This window comes from Kitasatospora sp. GP30, from assembly GCF_029892145.1.
Classification (GTDB): domain Bacteria; phylum Actinomycetota; class Actinomycetes; order Streptomycetales; family Streptomycetaceae; genus Kitasatospora; species Kitasatospora acidiphila.
On the sequence record NZ_JARZAH010000044.1, the window covers coordinates 21,146 to 41,202 of the forward strand.

Below are 20,057 nucleotides of genomic sequence, written 5' to 3' on the forward strand. Positions count from 1 at the left end.
CACCAGCGCCACCAGCGTCATCAGAGCCACCCGCACCATGAGCGCGGCCGCGGCTGTGCACAACGGCCATGCGGGGCCCTCCCTGCCCCGCATGGCCGTTGTGCTGCGGTGTTGCCGCCGTCACCGAACACACCGCCGAAGGCCGCCACTGGGACGGCTTGCTCCATCCGGACCAGCACCGAGGGCTACTAAGGGATTCCGTAGCGCCATATTCGGTTCGGATGCTTCCAGGTGGCGCGTCCCACTGGTACTACTCAGTAACTCTCGTAGCACCCCATGGAGGACCAATGCGTTCTGCCCGTGTTGCCACCGGTGCGCTGATGGCGAGCTCCCTTGCCGCCGCCACCCTCTTCCTCGCCGCGCCCGCCAATGCGGCCACGGTCAACTACGTTGCACTGGGCGACTCCTACTCCGCCGGCGTGGGAACCGGCAACTACGTCGGCAGCAGCGGCAGTTGCGATCGCAGCTACGACTCCTACCCCTATCTGTGGGCCGCTCGGCACGCGTCCGGCTTCACCGACGCGGCCTGTTCCGGCGCCACCAGCAGTGACGTCCTGAACAGCCAGGTCTCGGCGCTCAGCTCGTCGACCACCGAGGTCAGCATCACCATCGGCGGCAATGACGCCGGGTTCGCCAACACCATGGAGACCTGTGTGCTGCAGGGCACCGACGAGTGCCTGGGCGCGGTGTCCAGCGCGGAGTCGTTCGCCAAGAACAGCCTGCCCGGCCGGCTGGCGCAGACGTACGCGGCGATCCACGCCAAGGCGCCGAACGCCCATGTGGTGGTGCTCGACTACCCGCACCTCTACCAGGTCCCGGGCAGCTGCGTGTTCGGCATCAGCGACACCTCCCGGTCCGCGATCGACGGCGCCGCGGACATCCTGGACGGCGTGATCAGCAAGGCCGCCGCCAACGCCGGATTCAAGTTCGCCGACGTGAGAGCCGCCTTCGACGCCGGCCATGAGATCTGCGGCGGCTCCACGCAGTGGCTGCACAGCACCACGCTGCCGGTCAACGAGAGCTACCACCCGACCGCGTCGGGTCAGGAGTTCGGCTACCTGCCGCAGTTCGCCGCGAACGCCTGACCGGTCGGCCGCCTCGGGCGGTCAACCGGCAACGACCGTGCGGGTTTTGAGGGCCCGCGCGGCCGTTGTGCTGCCCGTGCGACGCGCGTCTCGGCCGTGGAGACGCGCTCGGAGCGGCCGTGGAGACGCGCTCGGAGCGGCCGTCGACGGTGAATCCTTTGTGACGATTGCCAGATGAACGCCACCCCGGCGGGACGGTCTTCTACATTCCGGCCAACTCTGGGGGCTGCCAAGAGAATTCACGATAACGACTTTGGCATGAGCACTTCCCGAGGGGCGCTTTCCACTGGTCTACTCAGTCCCGCTGGTACTAGCCAGTAACTCCCGTCACTCTCCTACCAATGGAGGACCCATGCGCTCCGCGCGTGTTCTCACCGGTGCGGTCATGGCGAGCGCCCTCGCCGCCGGCACCCTCTTCCTCGCCTCACCCGCCAACGCGGCCACGGTCAACTACGTTGCGCTGGGCGACTCTTACTCGGCCGGGGTGGGAGCCGGCAACTACGTCGGCAGCAGTGGCAGTTGCGATCGCAGCTACAACTCCTACCCCTACCTCTGGGCCTCGCAGAACGCGTCCAACTTCACGGACGTGGCCTGTTCCGGCGCCACCACCAGTGACGTCCTGAACAGCCAGGTCTCGGCGCTCAACTCCTCGACCAGCGAGGTCAGCATCACCATCGGCGGCAACGACGCAGGCTTCGCCAACACCATGGAGACCTGCGTGCTGAGCGGCACCAGCGCCTGCGTGAGCTCCGTCAACAGCGCCGAGTCGTTCGCCCAGAACACCCTGCCGGGCCTGCTGGCGAACACCTTCTCGGCGATCAGCAACGCGGCGCCGAACGCCCATGTGGTGGTGCTCGACTACCCGCACCTCTACCAGGTCCCGGGTAACTGCGTGTTCGGCATCAGCGACACCTCGCGCAGCGCGATCGACGGTGCCGCCGACGTCATCGACGGCGTCATCAGCCAGGCCGCCGCCGACGCCGGCTTCAGCTTCGCCGATGTGAGAGGCGACTTCGACGCCGGCCACGAGATCTGCGGCGACTCCGACCAGTGGCTGCACAGCACCACGATCCCGACCAACGAGAGCTACCACCCGACCGCGGCCGGCCAGGCCGACGCCTACCTGCCGGAGTTCGCGGCCAACGCCTGATGCTTGGCTGACCCCTCATCAGCCAAGCAGCGCCACTGACAGCAGTGGCACAGACTGCACCACGGCCGTGCGGGGCCCCCAACCCGCACGGCCGTCCTGCTTACCCGGGCGCAGGCTCAGCAGGGCCCGTCGTCGGTCCACGGACCGTACGGCCCGCTGGCGCTCGGCACCTCGTTCTGCGTCCACCACTTGGCGGTGTAGCCGTGGCCGCTGTACGAGACCTTGGCGCCCGCCGTGTAGGCGGTGGCGGAGTTCCACGGCGGTGCGGTGCACACGCCCGGGCTCGCGGTGGTCGGCGGCGCGGTGGTCGGCGGCGTGGTCACCGGGGTGGCGCCCGCGAACTTCACCGTGTACCTGGTGAAGTCCCAGGCGTTCTGCGTCACGCTCGAACAGGAGCCGGACAGGCCCGGGTCGACCACCGGGGTGCACTGGCGGTCCCGGTTGACCGACCAGAAGGTGTAGCGCGCCATCCCGTGCGAGGTGGCGTAGTCCAGCACGGTCTGGAAGTCCGCCTGGGTGAAGTACTCCGCCGCGTCGGTGCGCCCGTTCATCATCGAGACGCCCTCGTGGGCGTAGGCGGTGGCCGCGTCCCAGCCGAAGGTGGTCTGCAGGATGGAGTTGAACTGGGTGAGCGCGGCGGTCTGCGCGGCGGCGCCGTTGAACCCGCCGTCGAACGGCATGATCGAGTAGTTGTCGGGCGTGAAGCCCTGGGACTTGGCCTCGTTGAGCATCTGCTGCCCGAACCAGCCGGTGCCCGCATTGGTGCCCGCCGTGGTGATCGAGACGTACAGGCCGGGGTTGTCCGCCTGCAGGATCTTGGCGGCGCCGATCTCGTTGTGGATGGCCGCGCTGTTCTCGTACTCCGGCTCCTCCAGGTCGAAGTCGATCGCGTGCAGGCCGTACTTGGTGATCACCTTCTGGTAGCCGGCGGCGGTGGCCTCCGGAGTGCCGCAGGTCTGGCCGAGCTTGGTGCCGCCGTAGCCGCCGAAGGAGGCCGAGACGTCCCCGCCCTTGGCCCGGATCTGCGAGATCACCGCGGGCATGGTGGTGTCGGTGTCGATCGAGGAGGTGCCGCCCCAGGCCGGCGAGCAGCTGCCGCCGTCCAGGATGAACGCCAGCTGGAAGGCCTTCTGGCCGGTGGCGTCCATCACTGCGCCGGCGTCCGGCGGGGAGTTGTCCTCCGGCATCAGATACGGCGCGGAGGCGTACCAGTTGCTGCTCAGCGCCGCGCCGGCCGCGGTGTTGGCGGCCGCCTGGGCGGACTGCCCGCCGCTGAAGGCGGCGAGCGTGCCGGCGGCCAGGCCGAGCGCGGCCACGGCGGTCAGCGCGGTGGTGCGCCGCCGCCGGTGCCGGCCGGGTGGCGGATGCTCGGTGGTGGGGGACTTCTGGGCGCGTTCCATGAGCGGGGAACCTCTCCAGTGGGGAAGGTGTGGGGGCCGTTCCGCGCACGGGCGGGGGAGCGCGGGACGGGTGGGATACGGGTTGCCCGGAGTTGCGAACCCGGTGGAGCGGGCCGCGTGCTGAACAAAATGGACTAGACCAGCCGTCAGGTCAAGGGGGCGTGCGGGGAGTTAAGGCTGCCTTGAGGATCAGCGCAGGTAGTCCGCGAGCCCAGCGGGCCGCAAAGGGTGGACAGATGAACTGGCGAAACGTCAGGCTGTCAGGCTCACGGCGTGTAGAGCGCCTCGATGTCGGCGGCGAAGTGTTCTGCGATGGCTTTGCGGCGCAGCTTCAGCGAGGGGGTGAGCAGCCCCTGCTCCACCGTGAAGTCGCCCGGCAGCAGCCGGAACGCCCGGATCGACTCGGCTCGGGAGACCGAGGTGTTGGCGGCCGCCACCGCCCGCTGGATCTCCAGGTGCAACTCCTCGTCGGTGAGCATCGCCCACTCGTCCATCGCGGCCCGGCGGTGCATCTGCTGCCAGTGCGACAGGGCCCGCGGGTCCAGGGTGATCAGCGCCGCGATGTAGGGCCGGTTGTCACCGACCACCAGGCAGTGGGAGACCAGCGGATGGGCCCGCACCCGCTCCTCCAGCGCGGCCGGTGCCAGGTTCTTGCCGCTACTGGTGACGATCACCTCCTTCTTGCGCCCGACGATGGTCAGATAGCCGTCCTCGTCCAGCCGGCCGAGGTCACCGGTGGCGAGCCAGCCGTCGTGCAGTGCCTCGGTGGTGCAGCGCGGATGGTTGAGGTAGCCGGCGAAGACGCCGCCGCCGCGCACCCAGACCTCGCCGTCGTCCGCGATCACCACCTCGGCGCCGGGGATGGGTCGGCCGACGGTGCCGAACTTGGGGCTGTCGGCGGGGTTGGCGATGATCGCCGCGGTGGTCTCGGTCAGTCCGTAGCCCTCGTAGACGGTCATCCCGGCACCGGCGAAGAACAGGCCGAGCTCGCGGCTGAGCGTCGACCCCCCGCACATCACATGCCGCACCCGGCCGCCGAACAGCGCCCGGATCCGCTGGTAGACCAGCCGGTCGTAGGCCACGTGACGCATCCGCACCGTCGCGCCCGGGCCGGAGCCGTGGCCCAGCGCGCGGCGCTCGTTGCCGGTGGCCCAGTCGACCGCGACCGCCATGGCCTGCTCGAACAGCTCGCCCCGACCGGCCTGTTCGGCGGCGATCCGGGTGGCGTCGTAGAGCCGTTCGAACACATAGGGGACGGCGAACAGCACGGTGGGCCGGTAGGACGCGAGCGCGGGGAGCAGCGCCTCGGCGCGCAGCTCGGCCAGGTGGGCGAGCCGGATCCCGCCGCGCAGTGCGGCCACCTGCAGCATCCGTCCGTACACGTGCGCCAGTGGCAGGAAGAGCAGGGTGGCGGGCTGACCGTCGGTCTCGAACAGCACGCTCTTCCAGCCGGCCAGCACATTGTCGGCCTGGGCGGCGAAGTTGCCGTGGCTGAGCAGGCAGCCCTTGGGGCGACCGGTGGTGCCGGAGGTGTAGATGACGGTGGCGATGGTCTCCGGGGTGACGGCCAGGCGCTGACGGTGCACCAGGCTCTCCGGGATGCCGGCGCCCTCCTCGGTCAGGGACCGCACGCAGCCGTGGTCCAGCTGCCAGATCCCGGTCAGCTCGGGCAGCGCGTCGCAGACCGCGCCGATCGTCATCGCGTGGTCCTCGTCCTCCACCACGCAGGCCACCGCCCCGGTCTCGGCGAGGATCCAGCGCACCTGCTCGGCGGCCGCGGTGGGGTAGATCGGCACCGGGATGGCGCCGATCGACCAGAGCGCGTAGTCGAAGAGGGTCCACTCGTACCTGGTCCTGGACATCAGCGCGACCCGGTCGCCGAACCGCACCCCGCGCGCCAGCAGACCCTTGGCCAGTCCCAGCACCTCGCCGCGGAACCGGGCCGCTGTGACCGGCCGCCAGCGGTCGCCGCCGTCCGTGCGGCGGGCCAACAGGACCAGCTGGGGAGTGAGTTCGGCGGTGTCGTAGACCGAGTCCGCGAGGCCGCCCGACGCGGGCCCGGCCAGGGGCGGGGTGTTCTGCTGGCGCACGGTGTCCGGCCTCCCGCCCGGCAGGCCGTGCACGATCCGTGGTTCGCCCGCCGATCCATCGCGACCTTGCCCGCGGCCCCGGAAGCGACGGTAGCGGATTGCCGGGGCGCTGCCCAGAGAAGTCTGAATTCCCCATGGAACGGGCACGATTGATACCCGAGTGTGCCAACGGTCATGCGCATGCCCACAAATGTTCAAAAACGATCCACCAGACGCGTCGAACGTCACACAATCCAGTAGTAAGCTCGCGCAGATCCATCGACCCGGCGCCCCGGCCCGGTCGGTTGCGGGCACACCTGACCGAGGACTCCATGCGTCTGCGCAGCAGCTCGATCCGCGCGAAGATCATCGCGCTGCTCCTGGTGCCCATCGTGGCCCTGGTCGGCCTGTGGGCCTACGCCACCCTGGTCACCACCAGCGACTTCCGGCAGCAGTTGAACGTGGCCTCCAGCTACCGCACCTTCGGCGCCCCGGTCGACGTGGTGGCCCGCGACCTGCAGGTGGAGCGCCGGGCCGCGGTGCTCCGGCTGGCCCGGCCCGCCGCCTCCGGAGTGCAGGACGACTACCTGAAGGCCCAGCAGACCACCGACCAGGACGTGGCCGCGCTGCAGCGGACCTTCAACGGGTCGTCCGGCAGCCAGCTGGGCAGGACCGAGCGGACCCGGCTGCAGGACTTCCTCAAGTCCCTCGGCAACCTGCCCGGCCTGCGCGGCCAGGTCGGGCAGGACAGCTTCTCCTGGGAGTACGCGATCAGCAGCTACTCCGACCTGCTCAAACCCGCCTTCGAGTTCCGCACCGCGTTCCTCAGTCGGCAGACCGGCCAACTGCCCCGCCAGGGAATGGTGCTGGTCGAACTCAGCCGGGCCCGCGAGATGCTCTCCCAAGAGGACGCGGCCATGGAGGGCCTGCTCAACACCGACACCCCCGGTGCGCTGGACTACCAGGCAGTCATCGACCCGATGCACGACCAGCAGGCCCTTTACGAGATCTACATCAACGAGCTGGACCAGCCCGACCTGGGCTACTACCAGAGCCTGAACAGCGGCGACAACTGGATGAACCTCGACCTGGCCGAGCGCGAGTTCCAGAGCGCCTCCCCGAGCGAGGCCGCACACTTCATCAGCGAGACCCGCTGGAACGGGACCGTGACCCCGCTGCTCTCCGACCTCTACAACGAGAACACCAAGCTGGCCGCCGCCCTCGGCGAGCAGGCCCGCGCCTATGCCATGGGCCTGCTCTGGCGGGGCGTCATCGCCGGTATCGCCGGGCTGCTGGCCATCGTGGTCACGCTGCTGATCTCGCTGCGGATCGGCCGCGGCCTGGTCCGCGAGCTGATCGGCCTGCGCAACTCCGCGGACGAGCTGGCCGACATCCGCCTGCCCGCGGTGATGCGGCGGCTGCGGGACGGCGAGGCGGTGGACATCGCCGCTGAAGCACCCGAGCTGGCGTTCGGGCCGGCCGAGATCGGGCAGGTCGGCCGGGCCATCAACGCGGTGCGGCGGGCCGCCGTCCAGGCGGCCGTCGAACAGGCCGAGCTGCGCCGCGGCGTCTCCGCCGTCTTCGTCAACCTCGCCCGGCGCAGCCAGGTGCTGCTGCACCGCCAGCTGACCCTGCTGGACACCATGGAGCGGCGCACCGAGGACCCGGGCGACCTCGAGGACCTGTTCAAGCTCGACCACCTGACCACCCGCATGCGGCGGCACGCCGAGGGTCTGATCATCCTCTCCGGCGGTTCGCCGGGCCGGGCCTGGCGCAAGCCGGTGCGGATGGTCGACGTGGTGCGGGCCGCCGTCGGCGAGGTCGAGGACTACGCCAGGGTGATCGTCCGCCCGTTCCCCGGCACCGGGCTGGTCGGCAGCGCGGTCGCCGACGTCACCCACCTGGTCGCCGAACTGGTGGAGAACGCCGCGGTGTTCTCGCCGCCGCAGACCCAGGTCACGGTGCAGGGCGAGGTGGTCGCGCACGGCTTCGCGCTGGAGATCGACGACCGCGGCCTGGGCCTGAGCGAGCAGGCGCTCGCCGAGATCAACCAGCGCCTGGAGGTCGAGCAGCCGTTCAACCTGGCCGACACCGACCGGCTCGGCCTGTTCGTGGTCAGCCGGCTGGCCCGGCGGCACGGCATCCGGGTCAGCCTGCGCGCCTCGCCCTACGGCGGCACCACCGCCGTGGTGCTGATCCCGCGTGAGCTGCTGGCCGATGTGCCCGGCCAGGTGCCGACCCCGCGGGCCGCCGCGCCCGGCGCCGAGCCGCACAAGGACCGCGAGCTGGTGGCGGTGGCCGGCGGTGCGAGCGGTCCTTCGCGCCGGGGCCGGACGCGCGGCCACGGCCGGGCGGTCACCGGACCGCAGCCGGCCGGCAGCGAGCCGGCCCGCACGCCGGGCGGGCTGCCGCGGCGCCGGGCGGCCGGCGGTCCGGTGCTGGTGCCCGCACCTGGTGGCACCGGGCGGCACCGCCGGTCTGACGCGCCATCCGAGGCGACGCCGGCCGACACCCCGGTCACGGCCGACGGTCCGGCCACGGCCGACGCCGCGGTCACGGCCGACGCCGCGGTCACGGCTGACGCTCCGGCCAGGGCTGACGCCCCCGTCACGGCCGTCCCGTCGGCCACGAGTGCCTCGACCGCTGACGGGTCCTCCGGCGGCCGCCCCGCCGGCGGGCTGCTGCCCCGCCGGGTCAAGCAGGCCAACCTGGCACCGCAGTTGAAGGGCGAACGGGACGAGCGCCCGCAGCCCGCCCCCGCTCCCGCCCGCTCGCCGGAAGAAGCCCGCGCCGCCTTCAGCTCCTTCCAACGCGGCTTCAGCCGAGGCCGCGCCGCACCCGAACGCCCGGCTCCGGCCGCACCCGAACGCCCGGCCCCGGCCGGACCGCAACGCCCGGCCCCGCGGCCGCCGGCCCCGGTCGTGCGGACCGTGCCGACGCCCGCCCCGGAACCGCGACGAGCCCTGGCCTCGTCACCGATCCCGCCGGCGCTGCCGGCCACCCCTCAACCAGCACAACCCGCACCAGCGGAAGGATCTGATCGATGACCGCAATGAACCAGCCGGCCGGCGAGCTGAACTGGCTCCTGGACGACCTGGTGGGACGGGTCGCGTCGCTGCGGCACGCGGTGATCCTCTCCAGCGACGGCCTGGCGACCGGCGCCTCGCAGGGCCTCAGCCGGGAGGACGCCGAGCACCTGGCCGCCGTGGCCGCCGGGTTCCACAGCCTGGCCAAGGGCGCGGGCCGGCACTTCGACGCGGGCGGGGTGCGGCAGACCATGGTCGAGCTGGACGAGGCCTTCCTGTTCATCACCGCGGCCGGCGACGGCAGCTGCCTGGCGGTGCTGGCCGACGCCGACTCCGACATCGGCCAGATCGCCTATGAGATGGCGCTGCTGGTCAAGCGGGTCGGAGAGCACCTGGCCGCCGAGGCGCGGCACCCCGCCTGATGGCCAGAACCCCGCAGGAGCCGGGCTCGCCCACGGAGCCGGACCACTGGTTCGACGACGAGGCGGGCCCGGTGGTCCGGTTGTTCTCGATGACCCGGGGGCGCGCCAGACCCGCCGGCGACGAGTTCTTCGACCTGATCTCGATGATCTCGGCGCGGCCCGTAGCCGACCGGGACGCCACCGAGCCGGCCCCGGTGCTCGACCCGGAGCACGAAGCGCTGCTCCAGCTGAGCGCCGACGGGCCGATCTCGGTCGCCGAGCTGGGCTCCTACACCGATCTGCCGGTCAGCGTGGTGCGGGTGCTGCTCGGCGACCTGCACGCCGCTGGCCTGATCGACGTCACCCGTCCCGTCCCGCTCGCCGAACTGCCGGACGAGCGCCTGCTCCGAGATGTGATCAATGGTCTACGCGCACTCTGACCGACCGTCGACCGCGCCCCGTGGTCTGGCCGGGGCGCCGGCGGCGGCGCTGAAGATCCTGGTGGCCGGCGGCCTCGGCGCCGGCAAGACCACGCTGGTCGGTGCGGTCAGCGAGATCCGGCCGCTGCGCACCGAGGAACGGCTGAGCGAGCTCGGCCGACCGCTGGACGACACCTCGCAGGTGGCGGGCAAGCGGACCACCACGGTGGCGATGGACTTCGGGCGGATCGACATCCGCCCGGGCGTGGCGCTCTACCTCTTCGGCACCCCCGGGCAGGACCGGTTCTGGTTCGTCTGGGACGAGTTGGCGCAGGGCGCGCTGGGTGCGGTGGTGCTCGCCGACACCAGGCGGCTGGCCGACTGCTTCCCGTCGGTGGACTTCTTCGAGCAGCGCGGCATCCCGTTCCTGGTCGCCGTCAACTGCTTCGACGGCGCCGAGACGTTCGCGCCGGAGGACGTCCGGGCCGCGCTCGACCTGTCGGTCGATGTGCCGGTGCTGCTCTGCGACGCGCGGCGCCGGGAGGACGGCAAGGAGCTGCTGGCCCGGTTGGTGGAGCACGCGATCGAGCGGCGCTGAGGTGTCGTCAACCCGGTGATCGGCGCTCTGATCACCCGTTGGCATGGATCGCGCTGCGCTGATCTGCTTCAATGGTCCTATGCACACCACCGTGGACAGCAGCCGAGGTCGCCAGGACCTCGAGCCGTTCTGGCCGTCCCGGCAGCCGCACCTCTTCGACCAGACCTGTCCGGGTTCGCACCGCGCGTCCCGGCTCGCCCACCGCTGATCCTCAAGTCCCCGGACTCTCAACGTCCTCGGACCTCGTGACGCGGTGCGGACCGCTGAGTCCCCCGACGCGCAGACGACGCCCACCCCTCGTTCTCGCGCGAAAGAGCTGCCATGCCTTCTTCTACGGTCACCCTGACCCCGCCCGCCGCCCCGCAGCTGCGAGCGTTGCGCGCGGTCACCAACCCGCCCACCGCCGCCGACCTGCGTCGGCAGCCGCCGACACCTGAACTGCTGCCGCTGCCACCCGAGTTGCTCGGCACCCTGCCGACCGGTGCGACCGTGGTCGCAACGGTTCCGCAATCCGCCCTGCCGCCGGGCCTGCTCGCCCAGTACGGCACCCAGTCGGACCCGACCGGCGCGGCCCGCCCGATGGTCGGCTACCTGGTGCTGGTGCCCGCCGAGTCGGCGCCGACCGCCGTCGCCGCGGCGGCACCAGTGGCGGCGGTGCCGGCTCCGCGCCCGGCGGCGCCGACCGCTCCGCCCGTCCCGTCCGCCCGGGGCATCAGCGTCGACCTGGAGCGGCGGACCGCCCACGTCGACGGCCAACCGCTCGAACTCACCTACCTGGAGTTCGAGTTGCTCGCCCACCTGACCCAGCACCCGCACCGCGTGCACACCCGGGACCACCTGGTCACCGCGGTCTGGGGCTACGGCCACGTCGGCGACGGCCGCACCGTGGACGTCCATGTCGCCCGCCTGCGCCGCAAGTTGGGCGCGGCGCACCGTAGCAGCATCATCACGGTGCGCAGGGTCGGCTACAAGTATGCGCCCAACGTGCGTAGCTGAGATATCGTCAATCACCCAGATGTCCGGCCCCTGAGCAGCAGGGGCCGGACATCGGGCTGCCCGCACGGTGTCCTGGATGGCCTGACGCTGTGTCAGACGCTCAGCCGGTCGATCTCGGCCAGCTCCTCGGCAGCCAGCGGCCCGGCCGCCAGCGCGTCGAGGTTCTGGTCGAGCTGGGCCACACTGCTGGCCCCGATGATCACCGACACCACCCGGGGATCCCGCAGCACCCAGGCCAGCGCCAACTGGGCGAGGGACTGGCCGCGTTGCTCGGCCACCTGGTTCAGCGACCGCAGCTGCTCCAGCTTGGCCGGGGTGAGCGCCTCCCGCCGCAGGAAGTGCCCCACCGACATCCGGGAACCGGCCGGCACCTCCCCCGTCAGGTAGCGGTCCGTCAACAGGCCCTGGGCGAGCGGGGAGTAGGCGATCAGGCTGGTCTGGGTGTCACCCACCGCATCCAGCACGCCCTCCCGCTCGGGGCGCCGGTCCAGGATCGAGTAGGCGCTCTGGTTGAGCAGCACCGGCGTGCCCAGCTCGCGCAGGATCGCCACCGCCTCCCGGTGCTGCTCCGCCGGGTAGTTGGAGATCGCCGCGTACAGCGCCTTGCCCTGCCGCACCGCGCCGGCCAGCGCCCCCATGGTCTCCTCCAGGGGCGTGTCGGGGTCGTAGCGGTGCGAGTAGAAGACGTCCACGTAGTCCAGGCCCATCCGGGCCAGCGACTGGTCCAGGCTGGCCAGCAGGTACTTGCGGCTGCCGCCGTCGCCGTACGGGCCCGGCCACATGTCGTAGCCGGCCTTGCTGGCGATGAACAGCTCGTCGCGGTACGCGCGGAAGTCCTGGGCGAACAGGTAGCCGAAGTTGCGCTCCGCCGAGCCGTACGGCGGGCCGTAGTTGTTGGCCAGGTCGAAGTGGGTGACGCCGCGGTCGAAGGCCCGGCGCAGCACCGCGCGCTGGACCTCCAGGGGCTGGGTGTCGCCGAAGTTGTGCCACAGGCCGAGCGACACGGCGGGCAGCTGGACGCCGCTGCGCCCGGCGCGGCGGTAGGTCATCGAGGCGTAGCGGGAGTCGGCCGCGAGATAGGTCATAACGGTCATCCTGCCAGTTCGGTGCCGCGGTGACGGGCGGCCAGCAGCTCGGGGAGCTTGCGCATGTCGTCGAAGAGCACCGTGCCGTGACCGGCCAGCCGCTCGGCCGGCATCACCCCGCCGGTGTAGCCGAACGAGGGCATCCCGGCCGCCCGGGCCGCCGCCAGGCCGTGCGGGCTGTCCTCCACCACCACGCAGGCGGCCGGGTCGGCGCCCAGGGTGCGGGCGGCGTGCAGGAAGAGGTCGGGCGCGGGCTTGCCGTGCGCCACGTCCTCGGCGCCGCTGAAGATCCGCCCCTCGAACCGCTGGTACAGCCCGGTCAGCCCCAGGCCGGTGCGCAGCCAGCGGTGGCTGCTGTTGGAGGCCACGCAACTGGGCAGCTCGATGGCGGCCAGCGCCTCAGTGATGCCGTCCACCGGGGCCAGCCGCTCCTCGGTCAGCTCGCGGTGCAGCGGTCGGTACGGCTCCCACCAGTCGGCGGGCAGCGGGCGGCCGAGCAGCTTCTCGATCAGCGCGGTCTTCGCGCCGTGCGAATGCCCGACGAAGCGGTCGATGACCTCCTGCTCCGTCATCGGCAGCCCGAGGTCGGCCAGCGCCACCCGGTCCACGGCGACGCCCAGCGGCTCGCTGTCGATCAGCACACCGTCACAGTCGAAGATCACCAGTTCGATCACTCCTGCACCCTAGTACGGTGGGGGGCCGGAGAGGAGATCCGTATGCGGACCGACATCGCCACCCGGGGCGACCTGGAACTGCTGCTGCGCCGGTTCTACGCGGCCGCCTTCGCCGACCCGCTGATCGGCCGGCATTTCGGCGGCATGGACCTGGAGGCTCACCTCCCGCGCATCACCGACTTCTGGGCGAGCTCGCTGCTGCGCACCGGTGAGTACCGCGGCAACCTGTTCGCCCCGCACGCGTCCCTGCCGCTGACCGCCGAGCACTACGGCCGCTGGGTGCAGCTCTGGTCCGCCACCGTGGACGGCCGCCACCAGGGCCCGGTCGCCGAACGCGCCAAGGAGCGGGCCCAGCGGATCGCCGTCAACCTGATCCGCCGCACCAGCGGCGAGGACCCGGCCACCGGCGGCCCCGGCGGCTTCGTGCCGCTCTCCGCACTGCTGCTTCGCAGCGCGTGACCCCGGCCGGCGCATGGCACCGGTCAGGGCACCGCCACCCGCAGCGCGGAGATCCGGGTGGCGACCACGTTGATCGCACCGTGGTCGCGCTCCAACCGGCCGTGGATCAGCAGGCCGGCCCGGTCCAGGGCGGTGCGGCGATGGGCCTCCCAGACCGGGCGGTTGCAGACCACGTTGATCAGGCCGGTCTCGTCCTCCAGGCTGAGGAAGAGCACCCCGCCTGCCGTGGGCGGCCGTTGGCGGTGCGTGACCAGGCCGCCCACGATGATCTCGCAGCCGTGCGCCAGACCGGCCAGCTCTCCGGCGGGCACGGCGCCGATGTGCCGCAGCGCGGGGCGGACGTGCTCCACCGGATGCCCGTCGGCCGAGGCGCCGGTCGCCCACAGATCGGCGATGGTCTCCTCCACCGGTGTCATCGGCGGCAGTTGCGGCGCCTCGGCCCCCGGGGCAGTGCCGGGCAGCGGATCGGCCTCGCCGGTGACTGCCACCGCGCCCGCCGCCCACAGTGCCTGACGCCGCGTCAGGCCGAAGCAGCGGAACGCCCCGGCGGTGGCCAGCGCCTCCAGCACCGCCCCCGGCAGCCTGGTCCGCTGCGCGAAGTCCGCCAGATCCCGGTAGGGCCGGCCCGCCGCCACCGCCGCGGCCTGCTCCTCGCCGAGCCCGCGCACCGTGGCCAGCCCCAGCCGGATCGCCGGTGCGTCCCGCGGCCCCTCCAGAGTCGGCCCCGCCGCACTGGCGTTGACGTCCACCGGGTGCACCTTCACACCGTGCCGACGGGCGTCGGAGATCAGGCTCAGCGGGGAGTAGAAGCCCATCGGCTGGTTGGCCAGCAGTGCGCAGGTGAAGGCTGCGGGGTAGTGGTACTTCAACCAGGCGCTGGCATACACCAGATAGGCGAAGCTGATCGAATGGCTCTCCGGGAAACCGTAGTTGGAGAACGCCTCGATCTTGGTGAAGACGTCCTCGGCCACCTGCTGCGGGATGCCCCGCTCGGCCATGCCGTCCAGCAGCCGCTGCCGCAGCTCGGCCACCCGCTGATGGGAGCGCTTGGCGCCCATCGCCTGGCGCAGCCGGTCCGCCTCGGCGCCGCTGAACCCCGCGCAGTCGATGGCCAGTTGCATCATCTGCTCCTGGAACAGCGGCACCCCGAGGGTCTTGTCCAGGGCGCGCTTCATCAGCGGGTGCGGGCAGTCGGCGCGCTCCTGGCCGGCCCGGCGCCGCAGATACGGGTGCACCGAGCCGCCCTGGATCGGGCCCGGACGGATCAGCGCGACCTCCACCACCAGGTCGTAGAACCCGCGCGGCTTGAGGCGGGGCAGGGTGGACATCTGGGCCCGCGACTCCACCTGGAAGACCCCGACGGTGTCGGCCCGGCAGAGCATCTCGTAGACGTCCTCGTCGTCCGGCGGGATGCTCGCCAAGTCCCAGTGCTCGCCCTGGTGCCGGGCGACCAGATCGCAGGTGTCGTGGAGCGCGGAGAGCATGCCGAGGCCCAGCAGGTCGATCTTGATCAGCCCGGCTCCGGCCGTGGACTCCTTGTCCCACTGCAGCACCGAGCGGCCCGGCATCCGGGCCCACTCGGTCGGGCAGATTCGCCCGATCGGCTCCCGGGTCAGCACCATGCCGCCCGAGTGGATTCCCAAGTGCCGTGGCAGCCCGTGCAGTTGGCGGCCAAGATCGAGCACGTCGGCCGGGATCACGGCGTCCTCGCGCGGCGCGGAGTGGAAGTCCACCTGCCGGGAGAAGGCGTTCACCTGGTCCATCGGGTAGCCGAGCACCCGGGCGGCGTCCCGCAGTGCGAGGCGGGGGCGGTAGGTGATCACATTGGCCACCTGGGCGGCGTGCTCCCGCCCGTAGCGCTGGTAGACGTACTGGATCACCTCCTCGCGGCGCCGGTGCTCGATGTCCAGGTCGATGTCGGGCGGCCCGTCCCGCTCCATGCTGAGGAAGCGCTCGAACAGCAGCCCGTAGTGGATCGGATCCACCGCGGTGATGCCCAGCGCGTAGCAGACCGCCGAGTTGGCGGCCGAGCCGCGCCCCTGGCACCAGATGTCCTCGGCCCGGCAGAACTCCACGATGTCGTGCACGATCAGGAAGTAGCCGGCCAGCTCCAACTCCCCGATCACGGCAAGCTCCTTGACCACCTGGGCGTGGGCGTCGGCGTTGTCCGGGTCGCTCCTCGGGCCGAACCGCCGCTCGGCGCCGCGCAGCGTCAACCCGCGCAGATGGCTGAACTCACTCTCGCCGGGCGGCACCGGGAACCCGGGCAACTGCGGGGTCAGCGCGGTGAATTCGAAGGCGCAGGCACGGCCCAGCTCCGCCGTGGCCTGCCGCACGCCCGGGAACCTGGCCAACCGGCGCTCCATCTCGGCCGCCGACCGCAGATGCGCGGTGCCCGCCGCCCTGGTCCAGCCGGCCGCCTCCCGCACGGTCCGGCGGGCCCGCAGCGCGGCCAGCCCCTGGGCCAGCCGCCCCTCAGCCGGACTCGCATGGTGCACGTTGTTGGAGGCCACCACGGCCAGCCCGGTCCGGTCCGCCAGCCGGGCCAGCGCGTCATTGCGCGGATCGTCGCCCGGCAGCCGGTGGTCGATCAGCTCGACGAAGACGTTCTCCGGGCCGAACGCCTCGGCCAGTGACCGGAGTTCGCTTTCCGCCACCTTGGGGCCGCGCTCGGCCAGGGCCCGCTGCACCCGGCCGCTGCGGCAGCCGGTCAGCACCGCCCACTCGCCGCCGTGTGCCTCGGCCAGCTCGGCGAAGGAGTAGTCCGGGCGCCCCTTGTGCCCGCCGGTCAGCTGGGCGGCGGCAATGACGGCGGAGAGCCGGCGGTAGCCCTCGGGGGAGCGGGCCAGGACCAGCAGGTGCTCGTCGGGCAGGCCGCTGCCGTGGCTGTCGCGCAGGTTCAACTCGGCGCCGAAGACGGTGCGCAAGCCCGTCCCCTTGGCGGCCAGGCCGAGCCGGACCGCACCGTACAGGCCGTCGTGGTCGGTCACCGCCAGGGTCTCCACACCCAGCCTGAGTGCCTCGGCGACCAGGTCCTCCGGCTCGCTGGCACCGTCCAGGAAGCTGAAGGCGGAGTGCACATGCAGCTCGGCCCAGGGCAGGCCGGCGGGCGGCGCGGGCGGGGCTTCCACCGGTACGGGGGCGGGGAGCGCCGTGGGTGCGGCGGTGGGGAGCGCCGTGGGTGCGGCGGTGGTCATCCGGCGCCGCAACTCGCTCCAGGGGAGGCGGTGTTGACTGTCGAATCCCATCAGATGCTCTCCACGCTCAGGTATGAGGCTTGTTGTACAAGTGCTTACGTATAAGTGCCCTCCACTGCCCAGCCGCCGCCCGCCACCACGAGCAGCAGCGCCCGGCCGTCCGCCAGGGTGACCTGGAACCTGGCCCGCCGCCGGGACAGCTCCGGATCCCACCACTGCTCGACCGCGGGCCACGGACCGGCCCAGCCGGTGATCGCCAGCAGCCGGCCGTCCAGCAGCAGCCCGGCGGGCGGCGCCGACACCTCCGCCCGGCCGCTCACCCCGACCGGCTGCCCGGTGGCGTCCAGCACGGCCACCGGCACCGGCACCGGCCAGACCACCCCGGGCGCGGGGTGCCCCAGCCGCCCGGGCCAGGGCGCGTCCCGATCGGCGGCCGGCTCCGGATGCTCCCCCCACGGCACCCGCACCAGCACCTCGCCCGGGCCGCGCCCGCCGACCCGCTCGACCCGGCTCAGCCCGCCGTAACCCAGCAGCGCCTGCACCCGGGCGGCGGCCCGCTCCACCCGGTCGGCCATCACGGTCTGACCCCAGAGCGCCAGCTGCCTGCCGTGGTCGGGCACCAACTCGTCCGGGACCAGCCGCAGTGCGGTGAAGCCCCCGGCCGTCGGCGCGAAGAACCCCGAGCCCTGCCAGGCCTGCAACTGCCAGCGCACCCGCTCGGCCAGCGCCGGCGCGGAGAGCCGACCCTCGTGCTGCCAGAGCCGGGCGGCCGAGCTGCCGTCCGCGCACGACACCTCGACCGAGACCCGCCGACAGGCCAGCCCGGCCCCCGCGAGCCCGCTGTGCAGCTGCTCGGCGAGGGTGCGGCCGACGAAGACCAGCGGCTCGGCCAGCAGCTCGGGCGGGTCGAAGCGGTGCTCCACGGCCAGCTCGACCCCGGCCCCCGGCGCGGCCGGCGGGCGGGCCTCCAGGCCGCGGGCCAGCCGGTGCGCCAACCGCCCGGCCGGGCCGAACCGGTCGGCCACCGTCCCGGCGGGCAGCCGGGCGAAGTCGCCCAGGGTGGGCAGGCCGAGCCGGACCAGCAGCTCCGCCAGCGCCGGGTCCTCCAACGCGCCGACCGGGTACGGGGCCAGGAACTCGGCCGTCCGCCCGGCCGGCACCAGCACCCCGGCCCGCGCCGCCAGCACGCCCGCGAAGACCCCGTCCGCGACCCCGACCCGGGGGCCGGGTGGCAGCATGGCGGGCCGCGCCTGGGGGTCGGCCTGCTCCTGGCGTTTCGTCAGCTGGGTGGCGGCGCCGTCCACCACTCCGACCCGGTGGCCGGGTGGCAGCATGGCGGGCTCCTCCCGGGGCTCTGTCAGTGGGCCGCCCCAGTCGGTTTCGCGGTCCGCCTCGCCTCGGGGCCGCCGTTCGGCGGCCAGCTCGGCCAACGCCCGACGCACCGAGCCGACCAGCGCCCGTTCCCCGCCGAAGTAGCGGGCCGGCCCCTTGACCGGCAGCACGCAGAGCCCGGGCCGCAGCACCTCCACCCGCGGGGTGAACTCGGTGAGCACGGCCACCACGGATTCGAACCGCCGGGTCTCGGCCTCCGGATCCCGCTCGCGCAACCGCAGCTCCGGGCAGAGCCGGTGGGCGAGCCGAAGCCGCTGCCCGCGCCGCACCCCGGCCCGCCGCGCCGCATCCGAACAGGCCAGCACCCGGCCGTCCTCGACCACCGCGACCAGCGCGTCCGGGCCGGCCAGTCCGCCGGTGGCGATGATCGGCCAGTCCGGGTACCAGACCGCCAGCACCCGCGCCGCGGCCGCACCCTTGTCACCACCTGAGCCCTTGCCGCTCGCGTCGCCTGCGCCACCAACGTCGCCTGCGCCACCAACGTCGCCCACACCGCCTGCGCCTTCGCCAGCCGTCGCCTCACCACCAAGTGGGTCGCCGCCCGCGCGTTCCTCGACCGCAGTCATCTCACACCGCCGTCAGCCGCCCCCGCCCCACCGCGTCGCCCGGCAGCCCTCGCTCGCCGAACCCCACCCCGACGGCGGCGGGCGCGAGTGCGCCGCCCCGTGCCTGCTCCACCCGGGTGCCCAGGCCCGAGCCCGCGCCCACATGAGAGCCCACTCGGGTGTCCATGTGGGAGTCCACCTCGGCCTGCTCGGCCTCGGTCAGCCCCCGGACCACCCCGTGCTCGTCCGGCAGCCACACCCACCCCGACCGCCCGCGCGCCGCCGCCCCGCGACCCTCGACGAGCACCTGCGCCTGCCGCCCCGACAGCAGCCCGTGCCCCGAGCCCAGCCCGAACCACCGGCTGGCCCGCACACTGAGCCGCAGTTCCGCACCGGGCCACGGGCCGGCCACCAGCAGCACGCAGCCGCTGCGCCGCAGCACCGCGCCGAGCCGGGCGGCCAGCTGCGGCGGCACTGCCCCGGTACTCGGCCGAAGCAGCAGCACCTCCACCGCGCCGGCCAGTGCCGCCACCACCTCGGGCCACTGCCGCCCCGGCTCGTCGACCAGCAGCAGCCGCCCGGGGTCGATCCCGTACCCGGTGGCGGCCAGCAGCCCCAGCTCGGGCAGCCCGACCGAGGCGCACCACGCATCGGCCCCGCCCGCACCGCCCGCACCGCCCGAGGCCAGCGCGAGCAGCAGTCCCGCGTCATCCGCCACCGAAACCGCCGCCCCGCGCCGCAGTCCCCGCCCGGGCAGCAGCCGCGCCAGCGCAGCCGGAACCGGCACGGGACCGTCCTCGGACGGCGCCGGCGTCGCCTGGGGGAGCAGGACAGGGGTAGCCACAGAGTCAGTATCGAACATCCGTTCGTTCAAAAGCCAGTCAGAATCGAACGGAAGAGCGAGTTTGTTTGACTACACCTAGTAATGGCTGCAGCCCCCGCGCGGATGCCCGCGAAGTGACCCACAGCACCCCCCGGCGGTGTCACATTCGCGGACGGTGCCCTGTCCACCTGTCGGGTGCGGTCGTCGGGCCGCACCGCTACCGGCCAGGACGAGGGAGACGACGATGGAGACCTTGACCGTTCGACGCGTCATCGCGGCGCCGATCGCGGAGGTGTTCGACTGGTGCGCCACGACCACCAACTACACCCGCTCCCCGCTCATCCTCAGGGCCCGACTGGCCCGAGCGGGTGCGGGTGCGCCGTACGGAGTGGGCGCGGTCCGGCTGCACACGTGGGCGATCGGCTGGTTCCGTGAGCGGGTCACCAGCTACCACCCGCCGTACGACTTCGACTACACCGTCGAGCGCAGCTTCCCGCCGTCCCGGCACGAGCTCGGCCGGATGACCTTCACCGAGGTCGCCGGGGGCACCGAAGTCGCGTGGACGACCACCTTCCAGGTCCGCCTCCCCTTCGGTGCGACCATCACCCGCGTGTTCGCCAAACCCGTCATCGCCCACACCTTCGGCAAGATCCTCGACGCCGCCGACACGGCACTCACGGCCGGCCACGGCCGGCCCGCCCGTCGACCGTGAGTGACCGCCACCCCAGGTGGCCTGTC

General features: G+C 72.6%; 17 protein-coding genes. 10 read left to right on the top strand and 7 right to left on the bottom strand.

Annotated elements, in window-relative coordinates:
* Positions 1 to 287 precede the first annotated feature (287 nt).
* Together P3T35_RS34935 and P3T35_RS34940 are read left to right on the top strand one after the other, a co-directional pair.
* Complete coding sequence (locus tag P3T35_RS34935) at positions 288 to 1,085, top strand: SGNH/GDSL hydrolase family protein (RefSeq protein WP_101383579.1); 798 nt, start codon at positions 288 to 290, stop codon at positions 1,083 to 1,085.
* 352 nt (positions 1,086 to 1,437) lie between these two features.
* Positions 1,438 to 2,235 carry an SGNH/GDSL hydrolase family protein gene (locus tag P3T35_RS34940; protein ID WP_101383580.1) on the top strand — a complete coding sequence of 266 codons (798 nt, stop codon included), beginning with the start codon at positions 1,438 to 1,440 and terminating at the stop codon, positions 2,233 to 2,235.
* 116 nt (positions 2,236 to 2,351) lie between these two features.
* On the opposite strand, the gene P3T35_RS34945 is transcribed toward P3T35_RS34940, so the two are convergent.
* Positions 2,352 to 3,635, bottom strand: a complete 1,284-nt coding sequence (locus P3T35_RS34945) for a carbohydrate-binding protein (RefSeq protein WP_101383581.1) — start codon at positions 3,633 to 3,635, stop codon at positions 2,352 to 2,354.
* Positions 3,636 to 3,901: 266 nt separating this feature from the next.
* Entirely contained in the window at positions 3,902 to 5,725 is a 1,824-nt protein-coding gene (locus tag P3T35_RS34950) for a long-chain fatty acid--CoA ligase (RefSeq protein WP_101385455.1), read from the bottom strand.
* 311 nt (positions 5,726 to 6,036) lie between these two features.
* On the opposite strand from P3T35_RS34950, the gene P3T35_RS34955 reads away from it, so the two are divergent.
* The 6 genes from P3T35_RS34955 (at position 6,037) to P3T35_RS34980 (ending at position 11,144) form a co-directional block, all read left to right on the top strand.
* Entirely contained in the window at positions 6,037 to 8,751 is a 2,715-nt protein-coding gene (locus tag P3T35_RS34955) for a nitrate- and nitrite sensing domain-containing protein (protein WP_180356726.1), read from the top strand.
* Complete coding sequence (locus P3T35_RS34960) at positions 8,748 to 9,152, top strand: roadblock/LC7 domain-containing protein (protein ID WP_101383583.1); 405 nt, start codon at positions 8,748 to 8,750, stop codon at positions 9,150 to 9,152. Before P3T35_RS34955 ends, P3T35_RS34960 begins: the two co-directional genes overlap by 4 nt.
* Positions 9,152 to 9,571: a DUF742 domain-containing protein gene (locus P3T35_RS34965; protein WP_101383584.1), complete on the top strand. Its 420-nt coding sequence runs from the start codon at positions 9,152 to 9,154 to the stop codon at positions 9,569 to 9,571. The genes P3T35_RS34960 and P3T35_RS34965 overlap by 1 nt, the downstream gene beginning before the upstream one ends.
* Positions 9,552 to 10,148, top strand: coding sequence for an ATP/GTP-binding protein (locus P3T35_RS34970; RefSeq protein ID WP_101383585.1), 597 nt, complete (start codon positions 9,552 to 9,554; stop codon positions 10,146 to 10,148). The genes P3T35_RS34965 and P3T35_RS34970 overlap by 20 nt, the downstream gene beginning before the upstream one ends.
* A 79-nt stretch (positions 10,149 to 10,227) precedes the next feature.
* Positions 10,228 to 10,356, top strand: coding sequence for a hypothetical protein (locus P3T35_RS34975; RefSeq protein ID WP_267286679.1), 129 nt, complete (start codon positions 10,228 to 10,230; stop codon positions 10,354 to 10,356).
* Positions 10,357 to 10,469: 113 nt separating this feature from the next.
* A complete protein-coding gene (locus tag P3T35_RS34980; protein ID WP_101383586.1) occupies positions 10,470 to 11,144 on the top strand; it encodes a winged helix-turn-helix domain-containing protein in 675 nt (224 codons plus the stop codon).
* Between the two features lie 92 nt (positions 11,145 to 11,236).
* Here the strand turns inward: P3T35_RS34980 and P3T35_RS34985 are convergent, their stop codons facing one another.
* Both P3T35_RS34985 and P3T35_RS34990 read right to left on the bottom strand, forming a co-directional pair.
* Positions 11,237 to 12,229, bottom strand: a complete 993-nt coding sequence (locus P3T35_RS34985) for an aldo/keto reductase (RefSeq protein WP_101383587.1) — start codon at positions 12,227 to 12,229, stop codon at positions 11,237 to 11,239.
* Between the two features lie 5 nt (positions 12,230 to 12,234).
* Positions 12,235 to 12,903 (bottom strand): HAD family phosphatase, encoded by a 669-nt coding sequence (locus P3T35_RS34990; protein WP_280709131.1) that lies wholly within the window; start codon positions 12,901 to 12,903, stop codon positions 12,235 to 12,237.
* A 42-nt stretch (positions 12,904 to 12,945) separates the two neighbouring features.
* Here P3T35_RS34990 and P3T35_RS34995 point away from each other — a divergent pair, with 42 nt between their 5' ends.
* Positions 12,946 to 13,362, top strand: a complete 417-nt coding sequence (locus P3T35_RS34995) for a group III truncated hemoglobin (RefSeq protein WP_101383588.1) — start codon at positions 12,946 to 12,948, stop codon at positions 13,360 to 13,362.
* Positions 13,363 to 13,385: 23 nt separating this feature from the next.
* On the opposite strand, the gene P3T35_RS35000 is transcribed toward P3T35_RS34995, so the two are convergent.
* The 3 genes from P3T35_RS35000 to P3T35_RS35010 form a co-directional block, all read right to left on the bottom strand.
* A complete protein-coding gene (locus P3T35_RS35000; RefSeq protein WP_101383589.1) occupies positions 13,386 to 16,610 on the bottom strand; it encodes an error-prone DNA polymerase in 3,225 nt (1,074 codons plus the stop codon).
* Positions 16,611 to 16,654: 44 nt separating this feature from the next.
* Positions 16,655 to 18,442, bottom strand: a complete 1,788-nt coding sequence (locus tag P3T35_RS35005) for a DNA polymerase Y family protein (RefSeq protein WP_218976735.1) — start codon at positions 18,440 to 18,442, stop codon at positions 16,655 to 16,657.
* A gap of 76 nt (positions 18,443 to 18,518) precedes the next feature.
* Complete coding sequence (locus P3T35_RS35010; RefSeq protein ID WP_143676984.1) at positions 18,519 to 19,340, bottom strand: hypothetical protein; 822 nt, start codon at positions 19,338 to 19,340, stop codon at positions 18,519 to 18,521.
* A gap of 223 nt (positions 19,341 to 19,563) precedes the next feature.
* Between P3T35_RS35010 and P3T35_RS35015 the strand changes: the two genes are divergently transcribed.
* Positions 19,564 to 20,031 (top strand): SRPBCC family protein, encoded by a 468-nt coding sequence (locus P3T35_RS35015; RefSeq protein WP_101383592.1) that lies wholly within the window; start codon positions 19,564 to 19,566, stop codon positions 20,029 to 20,031.
* Positions 20,032 to 20,057 lie beyond the last annotated feature (26 nt).